A 24,110-nucleotide genomic window follows, 5' to 3' on the forward strand; every position below is an offset into this window, starting at 1 on the left:
ACCGTACCCTTGAATTTATACATACATATGAGTATTCCACGTCCTCAATATCCGTCATATATAACAAAAACTCCCCTTAAATCGAAAATGATTAAGGGGAGTTTTATAGCCGATGAAATTATAATTCCGATTTCACCCGAACAGAAACATTATTTTTAATTATATTTTTTACATCTTTAAAGCTAACAAAATTGTTACTTTTCTCATCCCAAAGACGGAAGCGTAGTGATTGTAAGCTTGTAGTAAGTGTAATTGTTGGTACATTTTTTAACGGAAGCGTATTATTGTGTGCCTCTTCTAGCTTATAATTAGGTACTCTTGGGCTTAAATGGTGAACATGATGGAATCCAATATTACCAGTTAAGAATTGCAAGATTTTTGGAAGTTTATAAAATGAACTTCCTTCTACTGCCGCTTTTACATATTCCCAATCTTTATCCTCTTCAAAATAAGAATCCTCAAAAGTGTGCTGTACGTAAAACAGCCAAATCCCTACTGAACCTGCTATTAAGAATATCGTACCGTGTACGAACAGAAACGATTGCCACCCTATTGCCCAGCAAAGTATTGCTACTACAGCAACGATAATAATATTCGTCAAATACGTATTCATACGTTCTTTCTGTCTTGCACCTTTTCGGTTAAATCTATTTTTAAGCAAGAAAACATAAATCGGACCTAATCCAAACATAACGAATGGATTGCGATATAAACGATATGCTAAACGAAGTCTAAATGGTGCAGCTACATATTCATCGACTGTAAGCGTCCAAATATCTCCTGTACCTCGCTTATCTAAATTACCACTTGTAGCATGATGAATCGCATGCTCATGCCCCCATTGATCAAATGGGAATAACGTTAACACCCCCATACATGTCCCTACTATTCTATTAGCAGGTCGACTTTTAAAGAATGAATAATGGGTACAATCATGAAAAATTATGAAAATTCTTGTCATAAAACCAGCAGCTAACAAAGATGGAACTAATGCTAACAGATAAGAAACAGACAAACTTTTATAAGCAAGGTACCATAAAATAACAAATGGCACGACTGTGTTAATAAGTTGCCACACACTTTTTTTAATCGTTGATTTTTCATACGGAGCAACTTGTTTTTTTAAATTTTTAGTATTTTCTAATGTCATTTTTCTAATTCCTTTCCTTTTTGTTGCTAATTCATATTATAGCATACTATTAGTATCAGGTGTTAAAAGTAGATATAATAAATATTATATACTATAAAAATCTCTTTTTTCTTACTCAATACTTACAAATTACTTACTCCCAAAATAGCGCTATAATTGGACAAATGGAGCATTTCATTTATAAAATGAACTTCTACAAACTTTTTCACAAGCAGAAAAGAGCTGCCATAAGTCAGTTTCACCAGCTTATGGCAGCTCCTCTTCATTTCATTTTATTTTATCGATGGATCCAAACTGCACCTGCAGACTTGTCTTCAGCTTGACCTACTACTTCAAACTTCAATCCTAGTTTAGGTAACTTACGTCCCGCATCTGGAATAACGCTGTTGATGTATTGCTTAGAATCATCAAATTTTGCAACTCCTGGTAATCCTTTATAGTCAAAGATACCGCGAGTTGGTGAATTTACTTTCCATGCTGGCGTTTGATCAAATGAGAATGCCGCATCGGCAATTTGATAACGTGTACTGCTCTTCACAGTAGGTTGTCCGTTTAATGTTCCTACGATTGCCTCTGGATGAGAATCTACTACTCCAAGGAACCCTTCACCTGGATGAACGCCTACCCAGTTATCTGTAAAGCTTTGATCCGCATACCATACAACCATTCCTGTATTAAATACTGGACCACGTGCATATTGTAATGCAGTATCAGACCCAGCGTAATTACGCCACTCGATATAGTAGTTATGTTTCTTCTGTTCAAATCCGTTAGACACAGTAAATCCTTTTAATGTCATTGCTGGCTGGCCTTCTGCGTCATCAGAGAAAACAACTTTTCCATCTACAGTTAATGCTGCATTGTCTAACGCAAATCCTTTATAAGCTACCGCAATATCTGTTACATACTCAAATTGCAGTTTTACTTTCTTTCCTTTGAATTGATTTAAATCATATGATTTATCAACCCACTTACCATCCGTTGTATCTATACCACCTTTTACATCTTTTTCACCCATTCGATCAATGCGTGTCTTCGTTCCATCTTCTGCAATCGCATATACGTCAAGGAAATCATACTTCGCTTCCAGTTCATAAAATGCCTTATAATCAAACTTAGCATCCGTTCCAGTCGTTAAGTCAAATACTGGTGTCTCAAGTGTTGTATGAATGTCATTTCCTTTCGTGCTGTAATAAAACTTCTTACCAAATGCTGACTCAATATTTTTTATATCTTTGTCTGGCAAGTTAACACGAATGATTCCTGGTCGTTTTGATTTTGTCACACTTTGATCTAAATATGTTGCAGTACCGATTCCCGTACGAAGTTTATCATAATCTACCTCAACAATATTCGCCCAGTTCCCCTTCATATTTTTTTGGAAAAACTCTTTATTTTGCGGTGAGAAACTTGTTGGCTCTGTACCTGCAATTTTTCCGGCCCAGCTACCGCCGCTCATTATAGACCATGATTCAACTGGTTCACCTTGTCCTGAATACTTTGTATCATATTCATCTGGTAAGCCTAAATCATGACCATACTCATGTGCAAACACACCAACCGCTCCGTCTTCTGGCTCGATTGTATAATCATATGCAGCCATCTTTCCGCCCCAGTTCGAAACAGAAGATTTTGTACCATCAATCGCATATGGCTTCGACCCTAGTTTTGAACGATGAGACCAAATTGCATCATCTTTCAATTTACCACCGCCAGCTTCTTGACCCACGCCTGCATGTACTACCATTAAATGATCAATAATTCCATCTGGCTCATTTTTATTTCCATCACCATCTTGATCGTATTGATCAAATTGGTCATAATCTGCTAAATTGATACCTTTTGCTACCGCTGCTTTTAATGCTTCTTTCACAAGATCTTTTGGTCCTAAAGGTCCCTTGTTATCATGGCCAGTTCCCGCATCAGCACCGTAATCTGACGCTTTTCCTGGAACAGTAAGCCATTCCGTTACAGTTCCATCAACTGTGTAGCTTCCGCCAGATTGTTCTTCATAATATTGTTTAAATGTATTAATCTTCGATCCATCAAATAACGTAAATGGCTCATCACCAAATAGCATTTTTTGATAATGTTCACGATTAAAGTCCTTAGAATACATATAACCCGGTTCTTGATCAATATTATTATGCTTAAAATCGCTAAATTCTACGAGTAATACAAGTACTTTATCTTTTCGAACAGCCCCATTGTACTCAGCTTGCTTCGCTGGTGTAGTCGGTACTTTTCCATTTAATTTTCCTGGGTTCAATCCTAGACCTTGCCCAGCTACTGATCCTACTTCGGGTTGCTGCGCCTGTTCATTTTCCTTCATTTTTGTATCTTTTACTTTTTTCATAAAATCTGAAGCTTCTTGCGTAAGATTATCTCCTGTCAAGATTTCTTTTCCAGGGTTTTCCCCTTTCTTTTTCTCAACATATTTTTCGACAGCCTTTGATGTCTCAGCTTGTGATGCAGATTGATCGATTACTCCCCGTTGCTTCAGCGCTTCTGCCAAGCGTTCCTCTGGTATTAAATGTTCATCAATTGGTAGAGATGGTGGCGTATCAGCATACGCTGCATGACTTCCAAAAGCAAACGTACTACTTAGCACTGCTGCTGTTGTTAATACCGCTAAAGGTTTTAATTTCTTTTTCTTTTTCAATGTATTTCCTCCCCAGTGTCTGCAAATTATCGATTTTTGCCGATAGCAATATAATATTCGTTATAATACGAATATTCAATCTTTTTAAAGTACTAAAATGTTGAGAAATATTTTTTCTAGGATGAAAAACATAAATAGGTGAATTTACAAGAAGTTCACTCTAGAATTTGTGGTTCTCTTTCCTCTTTTTTCAAGTGAAATCTCATCTACACAAAAATGCCAATTCCTAAGTAGTAGCTAAGGAATTGGCGTTTTTTTAACGAGAATGCTTTATGAATAAACGACTTGCTTCTTCTGGTACATAGAATTTACCATTGCTTTCTACAACAACACTTCCTAATTCATAATCTTTATTCTTAATACGAATTATATTTTTGTTAACAAATAATTGAGCTGTTACATTATTACGTTTTACTATGAGCACAGGATTTACTGCATTAGTATTATCTACTGTTACAGTCGCACCATTCTGCTTAAAGGCTAATTCACTCTCTACAAATAATTTGTTTGTTACTTCTTCTAAATTAAAGCCCATCGCTTTCGCCATTGTCTTTGCAACGTCCGTGTTTTGAATCAAACCAACTGGCTTTTGAGGACCGTATGAATATAAAAATACATCCTCACCAGTATGCCCTCCTGTTGTGAAGCCTATGTTCGCACGGTTAGCCAATAATGTAGTGAAAATTGGACCTACATCTATTTTCTTTTTAACCACTTTTAACCTTTCTTTTTCATCATAAGTTAAATTGTCCAACCCGTATAATTTAGCTACCTCTTCTACATTGGATATATCAGATTTCAAATTATTGATAGTCCCTTCAAGTGTCATTTTCGCTTTTTTCAATGGATCAATATATGTAGAGACCGGCGTAGTATTATAACCTTTTGTCGTATTCATATTGCCAATAGAAATACCGCTGTTACCATGGTCCGCTACGGCTATTAGCATCGTATTACCATCTTTTTTTGCAAATCTTAATGCTTCTGCAACTGCATTATCAAATGCCAATACATCACTAATCATCCCAATTGGATCATTCACATGTGCAGCCCAATCTGGCTTACTTCCTTCCACAAATAAAAAGAACCCATCTTTATCTTTTGATAACGTTTGAATTGCTTTTTCCGTCATTTGCGAAAGTGTTGGTTGCTCCGGATTTGTTGCTTCACGATCCATATCAAACGCTAAGGCATTATGTGAGAAAGAGCCCCACATTTTATTAGATTTAGATTTCAATAATGCCTCTTTCGTTTCAATAAAGTCGTAGCCTTTATTTTGAATCACTTTTACTAAATCTTCACCATCTTTTCTTTTTATAGGTAGCAGTGCCGCTTTTCCCCCGCCTAATACGACATCTATATTTTGATACACTTGTTGCTCCGCAATTACGTCAAAATGCTTGCGGTTTACATGGTGAGCAGAGAATCCAGCGGGAGTAGCATGCTGAATTTCAGCTGTAGCAACAATTCCAGTTGCGCGACCAGTACGTTTCGCACCTTCTAAAACATTGGCAACTGGACGTAACTTGTCCTCTTCTTTTATTGATTTTAAGCCAGGTGAACTCACAATAGTAGGTAATACCCCTACATATCCAGAATTCGATTTATTCCCCGTCGCTAAAGCTGTAGCTGCTGGAGCTGAGTCTGTTATAGCTGATTCCGCCGAATATGTACGAACTCCTCCTGTTACAATTTCATCTAATGCAAGTGGTTTCCCTTTATACAAGCGAGCTAATGTAGTTGCTGAAGAACTCGTTCCGTCCATAACCATTATGATTACATTTTTCGGTTGACGTTCTACTTTTTTCACTTTCGCTTCCACCGTATGATCATCCATCATACTTTCAGTACATAACATACTTAGTGTGATCGTTCCTACTAACAGTAACTTCTTCATCTTTAAACCCAATACAAACATGATTGCGCCTCCATTAGTTTCACATTCATTTACATACAAAATTCTGACTGCCTACATATGTTTTATTAGTTCCCAATTTTTCTAAAGCTAACAATAGTAACTTTCTTATTCATTACATGTCGGTATAGTTCATCTATCTTATAAAGAAGATTTTTTATTATTAACTTGTTAAACAATAAATCCCCAATTGAATTAAACAAAAATTTATTGTTTAACAATAAATTCCGTGGTAAATTAATAAGATATTAAATAAATGAGGTGTTTTTTATGAAACAAGGATCAACACTCTTCCTAAAGACAGCTGTGATTCTAATGGGTATCCCTGTTCTTGCTATGTGCATTTTTTTAGTTCCTAAAATAGGAAACTTCGCTGCTGAACTATATCCTGATATTGCATATATTAAATATCTTGTATTTATCAACTTATACGCAACAGCAATACCTTATTATTTTGCTTTGTACCAAACATTTAAGCTTTTAAACTATATTGATAAGAACAATGCATTCTCAGAACTATCTGTTAAAGCCTTAAAAAATATTAAGTACAGCGCACTAGCAATTAGTGTATTATATGTATTAGGTATGCCACTTTTCTATCTTGTGGCAGAGAGAGATGACGCCCCTGGCATTATTATTATTGGAATGATTATGATTTTTGCTTCAATGGTAATCGCGGTCTTTGCTGCCGTTCTCCAAAGACTATTAAAAGATGCGATAGATATAAAATCAGAAAATGATTTAACGGTCTGAGGTGAATAATATGGCAATTATTATTAATATTGATGTAATGTTAGCGAAAAGAAAAATGAGTGTAACAGAGCTTTCGGAGAAGGTTGGAATTACAATGGCTAACCTTTCTATTTTGAAAAACGGAAAAGCAAAAGCAGTTCGGTTTTCAACTTTAGAAGCCATTTGTAAAGCATTAGAATGCCAACCTGGGGATATTTTAGAATATCGACCTGAAGATATCGAATAAAAAGAGTCCTTCATACGAGAAGGACTCTTTTTATTTAATAACTAAACCTGCTATTTCTTCTTTATCATTATAAGTTATAATGAATGTCCGTTGTTCTTTACTATATTTTGCTACAAGAATAACAGTATATAAGCCATCTTTTTCTTCAATCGATTGTTTTTCAATTTTTTCGAATGTACCAGCTTTCTCTATTATAGGTGTAAGATCTTTCATCTTTTCTTCTGACAATGCAGCTTTCATTTTACTATCAAATTTTTCACGCACGTCTTTATACTTTGCCTCATTTAATAATGATACAATTTCTTCCGCCTTTGGAATAAACTTTTTTGACGTACTTTCATCTACTTTATTACCGGTACATGCTGCGAGCGCGAACGCCGCGATAGCACTTATAATAATAAGTAACATTCTTCTCATTTTCATACACCCTTTCTTTTTAAAATGAAACTATAACTAAAAACGAGTAACGCACAAATTGCTATTGAAATTTCTGATATAATGATCCCGCTTTTTCCTGGTACATAAAGTGATATAATGCCCGCTATTGCATTTGCAGCCCCATGGATGAGAATTGCATATACAACATAACGAAATTTTTTTTGGACGACAGCTTGTAATACAATGAAGGAAAGCCCAACATGTAATACCATCGCAAAAATACGCTCAATGCCGCCGAAATAGTAACTGTCACCATTTTGAATGACTGTTTGTGAAAATAATAGGGATATTACTGGGATGCCAACTATTAACACTGCCTCAATACCACCATGTCCTGCCCCAAATAAAAAACCAGACTGCCAATCTCGTTGTTTCATAAAATAGCGCATGGCGATAAAACGAGCTACCTCTTCAAAAATTCCAGCTGATAAACTAAGCAAAAGCGCAAATAGGACAGGCTGCATAACAGAAAACATTTGAAAATCTGTGCTAGTTCCATTTACATAATTCAGTATTGGTATACGAATCAATATTTGTGATACAACAAAAGCCAATACCCCTAACATATATGGAATATAGCGTTTCTTCCAAAAAGCATATAAAAGTGCAATAAGCGGTAAACCAAAGCTAATCATTGCTGTAAAAATAAGACCATTCATCTCGCTTCACCTCTTACTTGAAGTGTATAAAAATGAGTGAAGAAAGTATGTAGTTATTTCCTATTCGGTTTCATTTTCATCATAGATGGTTATTTCATCTCTTTTAATATAAATGTTTGCGTGAAATAGGGACTTACATAAGTTGTTTCTAACGTCGCATTATTTGTTTTATTCATGATACGTTTTAATGAGAATAGTCCGTATCCTCTAGTCCCTTCTTTACTTGAATGGTTTTTTTCATAAATTTTTTGCAAATCAATCCCTTCACTTTTTGAACTATTACGCACGATGAAATATTGTCGTGAATCCATTTTAAAGAATGCGATTTGCAATATCTTCTCCTCACTTTGTACGGCTTCTTCAATTGCATTGTCTACTAAAACTGAAATGATGCGAATAAATGAAATAATCGCCATCGAAACACTTTCAATGTTCTCTGGTATATCAAGCATTACTTTTATTTGTTGCTGCTGGGCAGTACCGACTTTCGCTCTTAATACACTCCTTACTTCAGGAATATGTATGCGAGATAATTTTGCGATATCAAGTTCATGATCATTTATTGTTTTGAATGTGGGAGCAATAACATCGTAGTACACTTTCTCAATTTCTTTCACATTTTTTGTACGTATTCCCTCTTCTAACGATAGTAATACATTCATATAATCATGACGGAAACTAGCAAGCTCATCATGCATATTCTCTAATTTCTCCACATAATCTAATAACTCTTTATCTAAACGTTTTTCATGCTCTTCTCGTAACTTTTCTTTCGATAAATGTGAGCTTATTAGTACAATGATTAGTAATAATAAAAAAATAATAATCGCTGAATTATAACTTACTTCACTGTATTGTTGATTTATTTTTGCTAAAAACTCAGTTGACGGTTGAGTTAAAATTAGTTCAATAATAAACCCGACAATTAATAATATGTAAGTTATATAATATAACGGACTACTTACTATATATTGAGCAATTTTTTGAATTCTTTTACGCGCTAATAGAATACCGATAAAAGTAAGTGTCGTTACGATAAGATGAATTATACTTCCTGTCCATAAATATAAATTGAATGGCGTTAACATAAAGAGTTTCATTCCTAAATCCAAAAGCAACATTTTTACTAACGTTATAATCACCATGCTCACTAGTGCAAAATATACATTATGCTTAAGTTTTAGTTCATTTTGCATTAATCCTAAACTTATTAAAAATAACACAATCGTACTATTCAATTCTGGATATCTCGTTACTGTTACGACAATAGCAAGTAAAATAATGAATACCGCACTTAAAGCTATTAACATTCTAACTGACAATCTGTTATACCGGATTAATTGTATGTATAAAAACGTATGACACATACTAGTAAGCAATATTGCAAATAAATCATAAATATACATTACATCTCACCCTTTAACATGTTACGTACTTTACTCACTAAACGACGTGATACCGGAATACGTTTCCCGCTTTTTAAAACTATCATTTTTTGCTTCGCATCATAAGAAGACATTTGCTTCGTATTCACGATATAGGATTGATGACAACGAAATAAACGTTCATCTATTATTTCTATCTCCTTTAATGCTCCATAAAAATAAACGATACGATCTAACGTCACTAATGCTAAACGGTGCGGTTCATCAGTCATAACATATTCAACTTCATGAAAAGGAACCCGCACAGTGGCATTACTATTTTCAACGATAAAGTCATCGGACGGAATAATATGCTTATTTCTTGCTTCATATTGAAGTAAACATTGTTCAAAAACTTTATATCTCTCCTTGTATGGCAACCCTTTATCAATGAAAGTTAAAGCTGCTACCATGTATTGGTATGAAATAGGTGCAAATTCAGAATGCGTCGTTACAAACACGATAATTCCTTGCGTATCATACTTTCGTATCTCTTGTGCTACTTGTAACCCTTTACGCTCTTCCCTTTTAATCTCTATATCTAAAAAATAGATTGGGACATACTTCGCCTTAGCAATGTTAGTAATGATGTTTTCACTTTTACTAGTTACCTCAATAAAATCAAAAGGCAACCTATATTTCTCGCAAATCTCTTCAACTAGCCGCTTCATTTGCTGTGCTTGTATGACATCGTCTTCTAAAATGAAAATACTCATGTGATCACTCGCTTTATTGAAATCTATTATTAGAATAACATGAATACTTACAAACACTGAATAATATTTCCTATATTTTCATATCTAATGATAAGTAATATTGCTTTTTCTGTATATTAAGAAGGTGTTTAAAGTACTAGTGTAGAATATAGATTTAGAGGTGATTTTTAATGACAAGTATACAAATCGAAACAAATATACTAAATAAATGGATTGAACAATTTCTACCTGAATATGATTTATTCTTTTTCCCTAAAAAGTATGGAACAGTAGTAGAACATTTCACATCTAATACTTTACTAATGCCTAAGGAGGAATTTTCTAACCATACCATTTTTAACAATATTAATAGCAGAAATAGTTATCAAGTATGGAATATTCATAAGGACATTCAATTTGTTTGTGTAGCAAACCCTAGTTTGATTATGCAATGGGACAAAGAAACACGCGAAAGTATTTTCCGAATTCAATTTGAAGTTAATAGAGGCTCTATTTATGAATGGGATATGATTGAATGTGTACTAGAGGATATACCATCTCCTTCAAGTAAAACGTTCATATTACAACATGTATCTCCTTATTCATTTACATATGATTCGAAGCGTTATATAAGTATGCAAAAATCACTATGGGATAACTTACATAAAGAGTTTCAATATAAATTTTTACTTTTATTAACAAAACAATTTGTTTATCAAACTTCATTAAGTAAAGAGCAAATCAAAAAATTCAAAAAAAGTTTTCCCTATATCGCTCCCTATTTTAATACTTTTTCAACTGCAAACGGAGCAAATTGTCTTGCAGCTACTTTAGCGAGTATTTGTAGTGAAAAATCTGAGACAAAATGGATTATTACGAAATGGGTACATGATAATAGCTTTCTAAAAGGTTTACAAATAAAACAGTATCGATTAAAATCAGCTTCTATCGATTCTTTACAACCTAGCGATATCCTTGTTTGGAAAAATGAAAAGAACAAAGTACTACATGCCTCTTTTCATCTAGGCGACGGTTATTTCTTTAATAAAGATGGACAATCATTCTTTAATCCATGGCAATTGGTACACATAGAAACCTTGTTGAATACCTGGGGGAACGAACGTATTGAAGTGTATAGAAAATAAAGATGCAATAACTCTAAAAAATAAAGACTGTATCTTTAAATGGAAAGATACAGTCTTTAATAATCACTTATTTTATAAAGAAAACCCTCTATCATTCACCACTTTAAAAAATTCCGAGTAATGCGATAAAGAATAATCCGCTACATCACAATCCCCTTGAAACATACATGTTGAAATACCTAATTCTTTTGCAGGTAATAAATCTAACTCTCTATCACCAATAGCTAAATCAATATTGTGCTTTTTATGCAAATAATCATAAGATAAAGGGTTCGGTTTTCGGGGGAAACCATCGTCAATTGTAACCATGTCGACGAAGTATTTGTCCCAGCCGTAATATTCTAAAATTTCCATAACCCCCGCCCTATGTTTATGAGTCATAATCACATTTTTATCCGCATATTTCAAAATCTCTTCAACACCTCCAAAAGGTTTCATATCTTTTGGAGTGATTTTCCCCTTCAAAATTTTAATCCTTTCTTCCTGTTCACGTGAAATATTATAATAGTGAATTGCATGTGAATATGATATTTTTAGATTTTTGTAAATTTCTTGTTCATCTACACTATCACCCAATATTTCAGATAGCATCATTGTATATGCAGGATACGTATCAAATAACGTACCATCAAAATCCCATAAAATATTCATTATGTCCACCTTCTATTTTCAAATCATTTGATGATTAAATCCGCCCTATCCTTCGGCGATTCCATCTCTAAGTAATAATCCTCTGCTTTCCAATACCTATTTTGAAACTTCGAAAGTTTCTTTTGGGTCTCTTCGCTTTCCCGTAGAAACCGTGTCTCTCTTGGACAATCCAAATACACCATATAGTGAAAGAAATTTCTCCATTCTTTTCGCTGTAGAAAAACACCTTCAATTACTATGACACCTACTATGGGGATCTGTACTTTTTTCATTTCACATAAGTCTACCTCATCATTATAGAACGGTAATTTCAGTCTCGTTTCATTTTGTAACTTTCGAAAAAATTTCTGCCGAAGCCACTCAATATCCCATTGCAAATAATAATACTCATACCATTCTTCAAATCCGGTATCGTAGCGTTTATTACGCTCCACTATATGATCATCAATATGAAAAATATGAAACGGAATGCTTTCCTGTTTCATATTTTCCTTTAAATTTGCAACAAATGTTGTTTTTCCTGAACGACTTAAACCATCTATACCTAAAATGAATCTATTTTCCCTATGCTTCTTCATAATAGTTATAAGTTCGTTTGTACTCATTATTTCTTCCACTCTTCTTTTAATAAAGAATATAAAATCGTATCATGCGCAACTCCATTTTGAATCATATGTTTTCGAAGTAATCCTTCTTCTTGAAATCCTGCTTTATTTAATAATTTTTGAGAAGCTTTATTTTCTACATATACAACAGCAGCAATTCTTATAAGTTGCAATGTTTCAAACCCGTAAGCTAAAATCGCCTGTAACGCTTCCGATGCGTATCCTTGTCCCCAATATGTATCGTCTAATTCATAACCAATTTCAGCTCGCTTATGATGATGGTTAATTAAATGAAAACCACACGTTCCGATTAATTGGCCCGTCCCCTTTTTCTCTATTCCCCAGCGAAATACACTTCCCTCTTCATAACGATTTTTAAACGTTTGAATCGTTGTTTTCGCTTGCTCAATATTTTCGAAAGAATCCATTCCGAAATAACGTATAACAGATTCTTTTGAAAAATAACGGAACATCGTTTCTGCATCTAACAGTGTTAATTCTCTTAATTGTAAACGTTCTGTTTCTAGTTTCGGAAACCCCATCTCTTTTTCTCCTTCTATTCTAATGAACTGCAAATTTCGATATAATTCCCATCTGGATCAGCAATGTATGCAATTGTTTGTCCCCACGGCTTTACAATTGGTTCAACTAAAATCGTAATACCTTGTTCTCTAAATTGCTCAATCATTTTTTCTACATTTTCAACAACGAATCCTAATTCAAAATGAGAAGATTGTAACTCGCCTTCTGTAAGTGGTAATCCTATTAATTCTTTCACGTCTTGCCGCGTATTCATTGCTAATATTGTAGATCCCGTATTAAATTCAATATATGTACCGTGCTCTGCTTTTATAGGCAACTGTAAAATATCTTTATAGAATTTTAAACATTCCTCAAACTTTTCTACATATAAAATGATGTACTTCATCTTCAAATCCATTATTAATCCCCCTTTATATCCATCCCTAAAATTTCGACAAAAGTCTCATAAAAACCTTGTTTCCTATAGTAGCGAGCACAAAAAAATGAGGCCGATTTCTCGGCCCCCCAGCTTATTGGCATAAAACAGGAGATTTGGTTTGGACATAACCAGTTCGTACTCTTATTATATTTTATTTTTTCTGAATTTTAAATACATTAAACACCTATTTATATTGAGAAAGTTTTTTTGTTTGCATAAAATTAATGAGTTTAAGAAATGCTACAAATGGAGGTGTATACATATGGAACCAATGCTATGTCCAAGTTGTAAAACGAACCGCACGCGCTTTAATATTCTTGAGCAACAAGTAAAACCAGTTAAATTAAATCCACAAACTGGTCAAGTAGAAGAAGAATACACAAATGAAACGATGAATGCTTTTCATATGGCTTACCAAGGACCTACATACAGAGTCCAATGCGCTGTATGCGGACTTGTTGAAAATCCTGAACAATTTATTAAACCTGCACAAAATCAGTCTTTCTAATAAAAACATGATTATCCCTTGTAGAAATAGATTTTTCTATAAGGGATTTTTTCGTTTAATACGTTAATTAAAAATGTATTTCTTCCTTATTATATATATTAAACCCTACACTTTTTTAGTAATATTTACATAAGGGAGGTAAAACAAATGATTTTAAATAAAAAGATAATGTTTCCATCAACATTTCTACTATTAACTTGTCACATAGTCATCTTTTACTTTTGGATTTTCAACTGGAAGAAAATCTCGACTTCTTACGGTTTAGCTACATGGATACTTTCTACTGTTTGTGGTCTTTTACTTTATTTCATTTATAAAAAACAAAAATCTAATAAAGTGATATTAATTACTAGTTCGTTATTATTAATTACTTCTTCATTTATGATTTTTTTAGGTATCATTACTGGGATTATCTTTGTAACTGTTAGTTCTATGAATTAAAAAGGAGGTCTTTTATTATGTAAAAAAGATCGAACAAAATAAACATATATAAAAATTAAAGGAGCTGATTCTATACAATCCCAATCCTCCCCTTTTAATAGTCGCAACCTTTGTTACAATATTTCCTTTTTCATTTTATTAATCTTCCAATATAAATTAATAAGTATATATAAATATAAACAACCCAAAAAACCTACCATACCTTTATATAATCCAGATTCTGATACTCCAAAAAGACATAAGTAAAGTGCTGGAATTAATGTTGCAAACATAATTGCAATGACTTGTAACAACTCAGTAAGTTTTTGTATCTTCGTTTCCTTATCTGAATATATATCAGGCAACTCATTTTCCTCTTCTACCTCTTTGCAAAAATAATTCCATTTCGCAAAACTCGTTACATGTTTCCATCCACACATTTCATATATATCAATATATTCTTTTTTCTTTTCTTTTGAATCTTTATAATCCAACCTAAAATCTGCTTTATAAATTACATCTTTCGGCTCAGTTTTCTTAAACGTATACATCATATTATACCTTTGTAGCGCCCAGCCTTGTTGATGCATTTTTCTTAAAAAGGCTTCCTCTTTTTCTAAACTCCATCCCGCGTAAAATTTAAATACCCTTTTTGTCTCCATCTTCCAATCACTCCCCTAATATACTATTCCCATTTTTAACCGAACGCTGTAATCTATTGTACTCTAGCTCCAACACTTCTCTCCCAAACGGCGTTAATTCATAGCACTTCTTTCTATCTGTAGAAGCCACTTCAACTATTAACTTCTCTTTTAGTAACTTCGTCGTATTCCCGTATAAAGTTCCAGGACCGAGCTTTACTTCTCCATTTGTCATCTCTTCTACCAATTGCATAATTCCATATCCGTGCATTGGTTTCACTAGTGATAACAATATGTAATATGTCGCCTCAGTTAACGGAATATATTTTCTCGCTTTCGTATTCATTATAACCACCTCCGATACATCGCTTCATGATATATCGACTTACGATACATCGTATACCGATATTATATATTTGCATTCCAAAATGTGCAAGAATATAATTTAATAATTGAATATTTATTTCTTTGAATTGAAAAACCGTATAAATTTTCTGAATAATTTGTTAAAATATAGAAATATCCGTTTATATTTTGAAAGGAATGATACATATGATAAATAAATTGAAAGAAAATATAGGATCAGTTTTTGTAGGTAAAGAAAATGTTATAGATCTATTAATTGTTTCCTTGCTTGCTGACGGTCATGTGCTTCTTGAGGATGTACCTGGTACTGGGAAAACGTTACTTGCGAAAACACTTTCAAAAAGTATTGGTGGTAATTTTTCTCGCGTTCAATTTACACCCGATGTACTTCCGAGTGATGTGACAGGTATTGAATACTTCAATCCGAAAACGAGCGAATTCGAGTTAAGACTAGGACCAGTCGTGGCAAATATTTTATTGGCAGATGAAATTAACCGTGCAATGCCAAGAACACAGTCTAGTTTATTAGAAGCGATGGAAGAACGACAAGTGACGCTTGAAAAGCAGTCAACTCCTCTTCCAAAACCGTTCTTTGTTATTGCGACGCAAAATCCAATTGAATCACAAGGAACGTTCCCTCTTCCAGATGCACAGCTTGATCGTTTTTTAATGACAATTTCTATAGGTTATCCAAATCCTGAAGATGAACTACAAATGATGCGACGTTTTCGTAACGATGCACCACTAGAAAGTGTCACATCTGTTATTACTTTAGATGATATTTTAGAGGCACAGAAACGAGTGAAAGAAATTTTCGTATCAGAACCGTTAGAACATTACATTATTAAACTTGCTCACGCTACAAGAAATCATGATTATATCGCTAACGGTGTAAGTCCACGTGCCACATTAGCTTTAGTACGTGCTGTTCAAGCGCTAGCCTTTTTACGAGAGAGAGAATATTGCACACCAGAAGATATACAATTGTTAGTTCCTTCTGTTTGGAATCACCGTATCGTCTTATCAATGGAAGGCGCATTACGTACGACAAAAAATGAAATGATGCAAAAGATTTTAAAAGAGGTTGACGTGCCAGTGGAGATTGAGCAAGCATGAATGGACAGCGCGTTGTAACTGTACCTTTATTTTTTCAACTTCATATTATTCAACTATCTGTGCCAGGCGCGATACTATTTACATTTTTTATGCCGCAACGAATCATTATGTTTTTCTTTTTCTTCTACTATTTATTTGCGATTTTCATTTATAAATATGTCGCTTACATAGAGAAAAAGTTTCAAGTGATAAATGAGAAACAAACAACTCGGCTTTTCCCTGATGAATCTGGACAGTTTTTTATTCATTTAAAAAATGGAGCAAATATACCACTCGTTAATGGTGTTTGTTATTTTCATTTAGATCCGTCCCTACTACCGAATAAAGATCAAGGAATTGAACAAATATCAAAAACACTATTCTCTTTCCCATTTTCACAACCTGCTCATTCAATGCAAAAATGGGATTTATCATTAACCGCAACGAAGCGTGGCGTGTTTCAAATTGAACAATTCGAATGTGTTTTGAAAGATCCTTTTCATTTATTATCTGTACATTTACCTGTATTTGATAAATTAAGAACTGAAATTATTGTGTACCCTTCTCCTAAAGAAGTAGCAGGTTTGCAAGAACTTCAGCAACTTTTAAATGGATCTTATCGAACCAATTTTTCATTTTACAATGATGAAACATCTATTATCGGTGTGAAACGATATGAACGTGAGTCTTTCCGTTCTATTCATTGGAAAGCATCTGCTAAAATGCAGGAATTACAGGCGAAGCAATATGAACCTGTAAAAAATTATAGTTGGACGATCTGTCTTTCTTTAGCTGCTGATCGCGGGTTTGGTTGGAAAGATAATATAGAAGATCTTATTTCATTTGCAACATACATTTGTCAATATGCTACGAAGCATCAAATACCGTTTGAATTATTTATTAGTGTATTAGCTGAAGGTGGCCCTCTGCACTTACCATTAAATGAAGGACAAACACATTACGCAAAAGCTTTAGAGGAATTGGCACGTATTTCAGACGATAGCACACTAATTCCAAAACAAGGATTTCTCCATTATACAAATAGAAAAGGAGAACGATCGTCTACAATGATTTACATTGGCTTGCAGAAGAATGACCTCTCTCTTCTATCGCAACCTACGTTTCTCATAAATAACGAAGGGATGGTGGAAAAGCTTGAAAACTTGGCTCTATCACGTTAATGACTTTATTCTGCTGCTCCTCCTTTCGTTATTAACAGAAAGGGACGAACTTGTTGCTGTTGTTATATTTTTAGCAACAGGCTATATTGGTGTATTTCTTGTTCATAAATTAATGAAGAAAAAAACAACAGGATTTGTCATACTGTTAATAACTCAAATAATCGGTTGTTCTATTTTTCTCCCTTTCTCTCTATTTGGCACCATTATGTTACCGCTTTTCTTCTTTATCGTACATGTAGTTGGACCAGGATATCCAGTTCAAAAATCGTTAGGTGGTATTGTTTGGTTTGGTGTTTCAGCCATATTTTATACGCCCTTTCCACCTTTATGGAAACTGTTACTATTAGTTTTACACATTATGATTACATTTTGGTTAACCGGGGCAAATCGTAATCAACAGTTATTACGTTTCGCTTCTATTATTACGATTGGTGTAATGAGTATAGTACTTATTCAAGTGTTTCCTTTCATTCGTCTTGTTTTTTCATTTATCATAGAAGCAGTTGCATTAGGGTTCGGATACGCTATTAATCCATTATTTTCAGCAGCCGCGTTAAAAGAAACAGATGATTTTTGGTCGAATAAAGGAAATCTAAAAGATCCTACAATTAAGGATGGATTGGAGCCACGTCCTTTTGATCCAACTCTTATAAATAGCATAACCATAATAGCCTGTGCAGCCATTGCTATTTATGTCGTTTGGAAAATAATAAAAAAACGAAAACAATTCAGTTTACCAAATATACCTGTCTTTGAATCTACTATCATCACTGATAAAGAAGGGATGAGCCAAAAACGTTTGAAACGAAACAAACCGCCACATAACGAAATTCGAAAAGAGATTTTTAAGCTTGAAAGTAAGTTAACTCCCCCTTTAAATAGAAATCGAGGCGAAACTATTGAGGCATGGTTAGATAGAATAAATAGTGAAGAAGATGTAAATATTCAAAGTCATATTATTATTAATGCTTATAATACAGTGCGTTATTCAAATGAGGAAAACACCGTACTTTTGCAGGAATTTAAGGATGAAATTCATAAGCTTTACATGTATCAGAAGGATTTAAAGAAAAGGAAAAAATAAGACAACAAAAAGACTCCTATTTTCATAGGAGTCTTTTTATACTTCTACGTTATTTTTTAAATTGAGGCGTTTTTCCCTGCTTCAATCTCTAATGACTCTTCATGCCACCAAAGTGTTTCTTCAGGGTCTTCTTTAGCGATTTGGTGTGCTTCTTTTTTCGTTTCTACTGTAGGATATGAACCTTTTAGCGCGCGTCCTGATGTTGTAACGAATAGAACACTAAATACGACTAATCCAATGATACTTACACCTGTTAAATAAAATGCCGGTGCGAGCGGGTTACCAGTCGCATGAACTAAGTATGAACATACAAGTGGTGTTGTTCCACCGAATATTGATACAGAAATATTAAATGAGATCGAAAGTGCTCGATAACGTACATCGGTGAAAAAGAGTGATGGTAATAATGAAGGTAATGTTCCTTCATACACACTTAGGAAGAAACCTAATACGAAAATACCTGCAAATATAGCGGCAATATGTCCGTTACCTATTAGTAAAAATGCTGGAATGGCAAATACAGTTAAACCAAGTAAGCCAATTTGCACGACGCGTTTATTACCAATTTTATCACTTAATTTACCGAAATAAAGTGCTAGCGGAATCATAAGTGCCATCGTAATTGAAATAATTAATAAGCCAGTTGTTTCTTTGACTTTAAGTACTTGAGTTAGATAAGAAGGAATATACGAAAGAATCATATAATTTGTAATATTAAAGAAGGCGACAATTACTGTGCTTAATAAGAAGTCTTTTTTGTGATATTTCATAATATCCATAAATGAAAATTGTTCATTGTCTTCAGATTCCTCTTGTGCTTTTTCCATCTCTTCAAAGATAGGAGATTCATCTAAATGACGGCGTAAATATAAACCGACCAAGCCAATTGGTGCAGCTATTAAGAAAGGAATACGCCAGCCCCAGCTGAGCATTTGTTCATCTGTTAACAATAACGTCAAAATGGTAACAATTACCGAAGCAGCAATGTAACCTGAGAGTGTTCCAATTTCAAGACCACTACCGAGTATACCACGCTTTTTATCTGGAGAAGATTCTGCGATATAAACCATTGCTCCTGAATATTCGCCGCCTGTAGAGAAGCCTTGAATCATTCGAGCAACTAAAAGTAGTATTGGTGCCCATACACCAATTTGTTCATAGGTTGGTAGTAATGCGATGAATAATGTAGAAAGTGCCATTAAAATAATAGTAGTACTTAACACGATTTTTCGGCCGTACTTATCTCCTATTCTACCAAAGAATACACCCCCGATTGGTCGAACGAGAAAGGCTGCAGCAAATGTACCGAATGTAAGTACAAGTTGCAATCCACTATTATCAACACCTGAGAAGAATAATTGACTTAAAATTACCGCTAAATACGCGTATAATCCGAAGTCAAACCACTCCATTGCATTCCCTATACCAGTAGCAACTACTGCTTTCCTGGCTTGTTTAGGATTGACAATATTAACGTCTTGAGGTTCAAAATTTAAATCATTATTTTGTTGCATATAATAAAACAGCTCCTTATTTAATTTAACTTCTTTAAGCACACCTTCTCTTATTGAATAAAATTAATTCGAAGCACTTAAGGAAAATTAACGTCTCCTTATCTGTTATTATTGTTTCACATAATTAATTATTTGTCCAATGAGATGCTCTCTATGTTAAGTAATTTACTATTTTAAAAAGCTGAAGAAGCCGCTAAAATAGCGCCTTCTTCAGCTTTTTATATTTTTTTATATTTTTTTAAATACTTGCTGTAGCAGCTATGTTATGAACACAAGAAATAAACTCATAAGTGAATGCGTCAATTTCCTCTTTCGTAATAATATACGGCGGAAGTAATCGAATAATATTCCCTTGTGTTACATCGACTAACATTCCTTTATTCATTAACTCAAGCTGTAATTTCTTCACATTTTCATTCGTGTCATTCACACTTATTCCAAACATCATCCCCGCATGACGCACTTCCTGAATATAATAAGAATTTTCTTTCTGAATGTCTTGCAGTTTGTCATTCAAATATAGTGACGTTTCATATGCTTCTTGCATTAAACCATCGTCAAGTAATGTATTTAATACCGTTAAACCTAAAGCCGTTCCCATTGATGAATGAGCAAATGTTGTGCCGTGATCTCCTGGTGCAAATACATCACATAACTTTTCACCTACAATAATTCCACCTAGCGGTATCCCGCCTCCTGCTCCTTTACCAATTTGAATAATATGTGGTGTAATATTGAAATTTTGATAAGCAAATAGTTTTCCTGTTCTCCCCATACCACTTTGAACTTCATCAACGATAAGTAGTACATTATATTTCTCACATAAATTTTGAACACCATGTAAATATTCACCCGATAATGGATAAATTCCCCCGCTTCCTAATACAGGTTCTAACATAATTGCAATTGGATTTTCATGAATAATTGTTTTTTCTAATTGCTCTATATTCTCGCGCTCAACTTCATATACCGGGATCGATGTTTTAGGGAAATTTTGATATACACTTTCTTGTCTCGTAAAATGAAGTGCTCCTAACGTACGCCCGTGGAAACTATTTTTCAGCACTACAATTCCTTCACGTTCTTCATGCGTAATAGCTCTATATTTATCAATTAATTTCAACGTTGTTTCTGTCGCTTCCGTACCAGAGTTTGTAAAAAAGACCTTTCCGTTTTTTAAAGAGCAATCAACTAATTTCTTTGCATACTCAATTGCAACTGGGTTTAAAAAATGAAACGGTAGATGCAACGACTTCGTAACTTGATCCATTGTCGTTTGCACAATTTTCGGATGATTGTATCCTAATACATTTACGCCTACACCAGAAAATAAATCTAAATACTCTTTACCATCCACATCATACAGCTTACACCCTTCTCCTCTTTCTATCGCAAGCTTTGTACGACAGTACGTTGACATCATATACTCTTTATCTAATTGAAACCAATCCGACATGTTACATTCCTCCTAGTTATTCTCCCTGTTTTATTTCTATTCATTTTCTTTAAATTCATATATAAATTCATTTTTAAGTTTAAAATTTTAATAGTAATGTTCTTCCCGATATTCATTTTTCCATAATTTCTTCTATTTCAACAGGTCCACTACATACGCGTTTTTCTCATCTAGCGGTCTGTTACTAGTTTGAACTTAGCGTGTTATACATAATCAACGCTATAAAATCATATTTAGTAACAATGGACAAAAAAGATTTGGAGGCTATATTGATGTATGAAAACTATGATAAACAGAGGCAATCTTTACTAGGGAAAGACTTTAATGATAATGGAGTACGTAATGAACAAGCTATACTTCACTCTCAAACAGTTGGTTCACGTGGACCTATTCTAAAGCAAGATAGTGTGCTTCACGAGGCGTTACAACAATTTATTCACGAAAAAATTTTAGAAAGACCTGTTCATGTAAAAGGATTTGGTGCATTTGGTTATTTTCAAACAATCTATCCAATGTCTGAACATACGAAACTAAGTTTTCTACAACATTCTAATGAGAAAGTTCCTGTTATGGTACGATTTTCACTAGCTGTTAGTACGAAAGGAACACCTGATACTGCTAGAAATGTACGCGGTTTTTCTACAAAATTTTATACAAAAGAAGGTATTTTCGATCTATTATGTAATCACATTCCTGTCTTTTCTGTACGCGATCCGATGCGTTTCCCTGAAACAATTCAAGCGTTGTCACCTTCACCTAAAAATAACTTAATAGACCCTAATAGATTTTGGAGCTTTGTCGCTAGAGCACCTGAATCCATACATTTCGTTGTCCGTTTGTACTCTGATAATGGTACGGCCAAAAGCCTTCGCCACATTCCAGGACATAGTGTAAATACATATGTTTGGAGAAATGCAGAAGGTAATCGAAAGTATGTAAAGTATCATTGGTACCCATTTGAAGGTGTACAATTCATTACTAGCGAGGAAGCAAATAAACTGGCTGCCGAAAACCCTGATTATAGCGGGAAAGATTTATATGATGCAATTGCAAACGGTAAACCAGTGGAATATGGTTTATATGTCCAGCTCATGGACCCGAAAGATGAAGCGCATCTTTCTTACGATCCTTTAGATGATACAAAAATATGGGATGAAAAAGCGTATCCTCTTATACCAATCGGCAAAATGGTATTAAATAAAAACCCTGAAAATTATATGGAACAAGTAGAAAAAGTCGCTTTCTCCCCTTCTAATTTACTAGACGGTGCAGAATTATCAGATGATAAAATGTTGCAAGGACGAGCTAACATTTATAGTGATTCTCAAAGAAGACGGATTGGACCTGAATTCCGCAAATTAACGATTAACCAACAGCAAAATTGGACACCTGCTAATCAAATAACGAGCGGTGACGGAAGGTACGTTGATGGTAAACTTGAGAGAACTTCTATATCAAAACAAGATGACTTTACGCAGGCTGGCGAATTTTATGCGACGTTAAAACCGATAGAAAAAGAACATCTTGCTGAAAACTTAGCTGGTGATTTGAAAGTTATATCCGATGATATTAGGAAGGTCGTTTTAGAGTATTTTCATAACGTGTCTGTTGATTTGGTGAAGAGGATTGAAACCGAAATAAAAAAATAATAAGACGTAAGCACGCATCGACTTTTATTCATAAAAAAGAGCCATTTATCTAACCGTTTTTAGTCAGCTAAATGGCTCTTTTTTATTTTTTTACCACATTATATCTTTTCAGAACTACACTTCCGAATTTATTAAATATCCGATCCATCAAGAAGCCCATCAATCCAAGAATAACAAGACCGACAAAAATCCAATCTGTTTTGAAATATAACCTTGCATTCCAAATCATATAGCCAATTCCTTCATTAGCTGCAACCATTTCAGCTCCAACAATAGCCATAAATGAGGATCCCATCGCAAGCTTTGCTCCAGTATACATATAAGGAAGTGCAGCAGGTATGATGACATGGAACATAATTTGCCATTCTGATGCTCCCATACTTCTCGCTGAACGAATTTTATCTTCTTCAACAGCTTGCACACCGGTAATTGTATTAATCGTCACGATAAAGAAAGTTGCATACGTAATGAGGAAAATTTTAGATTGCTCTCCAATACCAAACCAAAGCATAAATAATGTTATAAAGGCAAGAGGTGGAATAAAACGAATAAAATTGATAACTGGATCAAATAGCGCTCTTAACCATGGGATTCGGCCAATTAATAACCCTACCGGAATAGCTACAAAATTCCCTAAAATCCATCCAGCTATTACTCTTAAAAAACTAACTCCTATATATATAAATAAGGAACCATTTTGACTCAGTTCAATCGCTCCATACAAAACTGCTATCGGACTTGGCAAAAATTGCGGATCAGAAAAACTCGCCACAGCACTCCATATTGCAAGGATAAGTATCCAAGCGATAATTCCACTTTGTAATAGCTTCTTTTTTAAACCAGTCTTGAAATTATTTGTTTCATAAATAGTATCTTTTCTTGCACTCTCATCTTTCAATGCGCTCATATTGG

At 34.1% G+C, this 24,110-nt stretch carries 25 protein-coding genes; 9 read left to right on the forward strand and 16 right to left on the reverse strand.

Going from position 1 to position 24,110, the window contains the following annotated elements; all coding sequences use genetic code 11:
• Positions 1-118: 118 nt before the first annotated feature.
• The 3 genes from PDK19_RS12340 to PDK19_RS12350 all read right to left on the reverse strand — a co-directional run bounded on the left by PDK19_RS12340 (position 119) and on the right by PDK19_RS12350 (position 5,730).
• A complete protein-coding gene (locus tag PDK19_RS12340; protein WP_270707186.1) occupies positions 119-1,150 on the reverse strand; it encodes a fatty acid desaturase in 1,032 nt (343 codons plus the stop codon).
• Between the two features lie 277 nt (positions 1,151-1,427).
• A complete protein-coding gene (locus tag PDK19_RS12345) occupies positions 1,428-3,812 on the reverse strand; it encodes an immune inhibitor A domain-containing protein (RefSeq protein WP_270707187.1) in 2,385 nt (794 codons plus the stop codon).
• Between the two features lie 256 nt (positions 3,813-4,068).
• A complete protein-coding gene (locus tag PDK19_RS12350) occupies positions 4,069-5,730 on the reverse strand; it encodes an alkaline phosphatase (RefSeq protein WP_000497798.1) in 1,662 nt (553 codons plus the stop codon).
• A gap of 267 nt (positions 5,731-5,997) precedes the next feature.
• On the opposite strand from PDK19_RS12350, the gene PDK19_RS12355 reads away from it, so the two are divergent.
• Positions 5,998-6,480: a DUF2975 domain-containing protein gene (locus tag PDK19_RS12355; RefSeq protein ID WP_000809097.1), complete on the forward strand. Its 483-nt coding sequence runs from the start codon at positions 5,998-6,000 to the stop codon at positions 6,478-6,480.
• Positions 6,481-6,490: 10 nt separating this feature from the next.
• Positions 6,491-6,706, forward strand: coding sequence for a helix-turn-helix domain-containing protein (locus PDK19_RS12360; RefSeq protein ID WP_000974624.1), 216 nt, complete (start codon positions 6,491-6,493; stop codon positions 6,704-6,706).
• A gap of 30 nt (positions 6,707-6,736) precedes the next feature.
• Here the strand turns inward: PDK19_RS12360 and PDK19_RS12365 are convergent, their stop codons facing one another.
• From PDK19_RS12365 to PDK19_RS12380, 4 genes are all read right to left on the reverse strand, one after another.
• Positions 6,737-7,123, reverse strand: coding sequence for a DUF3887 domain-containing protein (locus PDK19_RS12365; protein ID WP_001253792.1), 387 nt, complete (start codon positions 7,121-7,123; stop codon positions 6,737-6,739).
• Positions 7,124-7,125: 2 nt separating this feature from the next.
• A complete protein-coding gene (locus PDK19_RS12370; protein WP_074568385.1) occupies positions 7,126-7,803 on the reverse strand; it encodes a YhfC family glutamic-type intramembrane protease in 678 nt (225 codons plus the stop codon).
• Between the two features lie 89 nt (positions 7,804-7,892).
• Positions 7,893-9,209: a GHKL domain-containing protein gene (locus PDK19_RS12375; RefSeq protein WP_046647447.1), complete on the reverse strand. Its 1,317-nt coding sequence runs from the start codon at positions 9,207-9,209 to the stop codon at positions 7,893-7,895.
• The gene (locus tag PDK19_RS12380; protein WP_074568391.1) at positions 9,209-9,943 is read right to left on the reverse strand and encodes a LytR/AlgR family response regulator transcription factor; all 735 of its coding nucleotides are present in this window, start codon (positions 9,941-9,943) and stop codon (positions 9,209-9,211) included. The genes PDK19_RS12375 and PDK19_RS12380 overlap by 1 nt, the downstream gene beginning before the upstream one ends.
• Before the next feature lie 170 nt (positions 9,944-10,113).
• Between PDK19_RS12380 and PDK19_RS12385 the strand changes: the two genes are divergently transcribed.
• On the forward strand, positions 10,114-11,067 hold the full coding sequence (locus PDK19_RS12385) for a hypothetical protein (protein WP_074568387.1): 954 nt from the start codon (positions 10,114-10,116) through the stop codon (positions 11,065-11,067).
• Between the two features lie 72 nt (positions 11,068-11,139).
• On the opposite strand, the gene PDK19_RS12390 is transcribed toward PDK19_RS12385, so the two are convergent.
• Genes PDK19_RS12390 through PDK19_RS12405 form a run of 4 tightly spaced genes read right to left on the reverse strand, consistent with a single transcriptional unit; the run spans position 11,140 to position 13,263 of the window.
• Entirely contained in the window at positions 11,140-11,718 is a 579-nt protein-coding gene (locus PDK19_RS12390) for an HAD-IA family hydrolase (protein WP_049111787.1), read from the reverse strand.
• Between the two features lie 23 nt (positions 11,719-11,741).
• Positions 11,742-12,323, reverse strand: coding sequence for a kinase (locus tag PDK19_RS12395; protein WP_049111785.1), 582 nt, complete (start codon positions 12,321-12,323; stop codon positions 11,742-11,744).
• Entirely contained in the window at positions 12,323-12,865 is a 543-nt protein-coding gene (locus tag PDK19_RS12400) for a GNAT family N-acetyltransferase (protein WP_000506666.1), read from the reverse strand. Before PDK19_RS12400 ends, PDK19_RS12395 begins: the two co-directional genes overlap by 1 nt.
• Before the next feature lie 14 nt (positions 12,866-12,879).
• Positions 12,880-13,263, reverse strand: a complete 384-nt coding sequence (locus PDK19_RS12405) for a VOC family protein (protein WP_049111781.1) — start codon at positions 13,261-13,263, stop codon at positions 12,880-12,882.
• 283 nt (positions 13,264-13,546) lie between these two features.
• On the opposite strand from PDK19_RS12405, the gene PDK19_RS12410 reads away from it, so the two are divergent.
• Positions 13,547-13,792: a hypothetical protein gene (locus tag PDK19_RS12410; protein ID WP_000433609.1), complete on the forward strand. Its 246-nt coding sequence runs from the start codon at positions 13,547-13,549 to the stop codon at positions 13,790-13,792.
• A 147-nt stretch (positions 13,793-13,939) separates the two neighbouring features.
• Positions 13,940-14,233 (forward strand): hypothetical protein, encoded by a 294-nt coding sequence (locus tag PDK19_RS12415; RefSeq protein WP_074568388.1) that lies wholly within the window; start codon positions 13,940-13,942, stop codon positions 14,231-14,233.
• Positions 14,234-14,346: 113 nt separating this feature from the next.
• Here the strand turns inward: PDK19_RS12415 and PDK19_RS12420 are convergent, their stop codons facing one another.
• Positions 14,347-14,874 (reverse strand): DUF2812 domain-containing protein, encoded by a 528-nt coding sequence (locus PDK19_RS12420; protein ID WP_074568389.1) that lies wholly within the window; start codon positions 14,872-14,874, stop codon positions 14,347-14,349.
• Between the two features lie 7 nt (positions 14,875-14,881).
• Positions 14,882-15,199, reverse strand: coding sequence for a PadR family transcriptional regulator (locus tag PDK19_RS12425; protein ID WP_001092634.1), 318 nt, complete (start codon positions 15,197-15,199; stop codon positions 14,882-14,884).
• A 206-nt stretch (positions 15,200-15,405) separates the two neighbouring features.
• On the opposite strand from PDK19_RS12425, the gene PDK19_RS12430 reads away from it, so the two are divergent.
• The 3 genes from PDK19_RS12430 to PDK19_RS12440 are packed head-to-tail and all read left to right on the forward strand — an operon-like array spanning position 15,406 to position 18,579.
• Complete coding sequence (locus tag PDK19_RS12430; protein ID WP_000608765.1) at positions 15,406-16,335, forward strand: AAA family ATPase; 930 nt, start codon at positions 15,406-15,408, stop codon at positions 16,333-16,335.
• Entirely contained in the window at positions 16,332-17,495 is a 1,164-nt protein-coding gene (locus tag PDK19_RS12435) for a DUF58 domain-containing protein (protein ID WP_074615385.1), read from the forward strand. The genes PDK19_RS12430 and PDK19_RS12435 overlap by 4 nt, the downstream gene beginning before the upstream one ends.
• Positions 17,470-18,579, forward strand: coding sequence for a DUF4018 domain-containing protein (locus tag PDK19_RS12440; RefSeq protein WP_014893624.1), 1,110 nt, complete (start codon positions 17,470-17,472; stop codon positions 18,577-18,579). The genes PDK19_RS12435 and PDK19_RS12440 overlap by 26 nt, the downstream gene beginning before the upstream one ends.
• A gap of 56 nt (positions 18,580-18,635) precedes the next feature.
• Here the strand turns inward: PDK19_RS12440 and PDK19_RS12445 are convergent, their stop codons facing one another.
• Both PDK19_RS12445 and PDK19_RS12450 read right to left on the reverse strand, forming a co-directional pair.
• Positions 18,636-20,093: an MFS transporter gene (locus PDK19_RS12445; RefSeq protein WP_001186945.1), complete on the reverse strand. Its 1,458-nt coding sequence runs from the start codon at positions 20,091-20,093 to the stop codon at positions 18,636-18,638.
• Positions 20,094-20,331: 238 nt separating this feature from the next.
• Positions 20,332-21,549 carry an aspartate aminotransferase family protein gene (locus PDK19_RS12450; protein WP_074615697.1) on the reverse strand — a complete coding sequence of 406 codons (1,218 nt, stop codon included), beginning with the start codon at positions 21,547-21,549 and terminating at the stop codon, positions 20,332-20,334.
• Between the two features lie 272 nt (positions 21,550-21,821).
• On the opposite strand from PDK19_RS12450, the gene PDK19_RS12455 reads away from it, so the two are divergent.
• Positions 21,822-23,198 carry a catalase gene (locus PDK19_RS12455; RefSeq protein ID WP_000273182.1) on the forward strand — a complete coding sequence of 459 codons (1,377 nt, stop codon included), beginning with the start codon at positions 21,822-21,824 and terminating at the stop codon, positions 23,196-23,198.
• Positions 23,199-23,280: 82 nt separating this feature from the next.
• Here PDK19_RS12455 and PDK19_RS12460 read toward each other — a convergent pair whose 3' ends face one another.
• Positions 23,281-24,105 carry an ABC transporter permease gene (locus PDK19_RS12460; RefSeq protein WP_001275005.1) on the reverse strand — a complete coding sequence of 275 codons (825 nt, stop codon included), beginning with the start codon at positions 24,103-24,105 and terminating at the stop codon, positions 23,281-23,283.
• Positions 24,106-24,110: the final 5 nt, after the last annotated feature.

Origin of the sequence: Bacillus cereus group sp. BcHK124 (assembly GCF_027712065.1) — a bacterium.
Lineage (GTDB): Bacteria > Bacillota > Bacilli > Bacillales > Bacillaceae_G > Bacillus_A > Bacillus_A pacificus.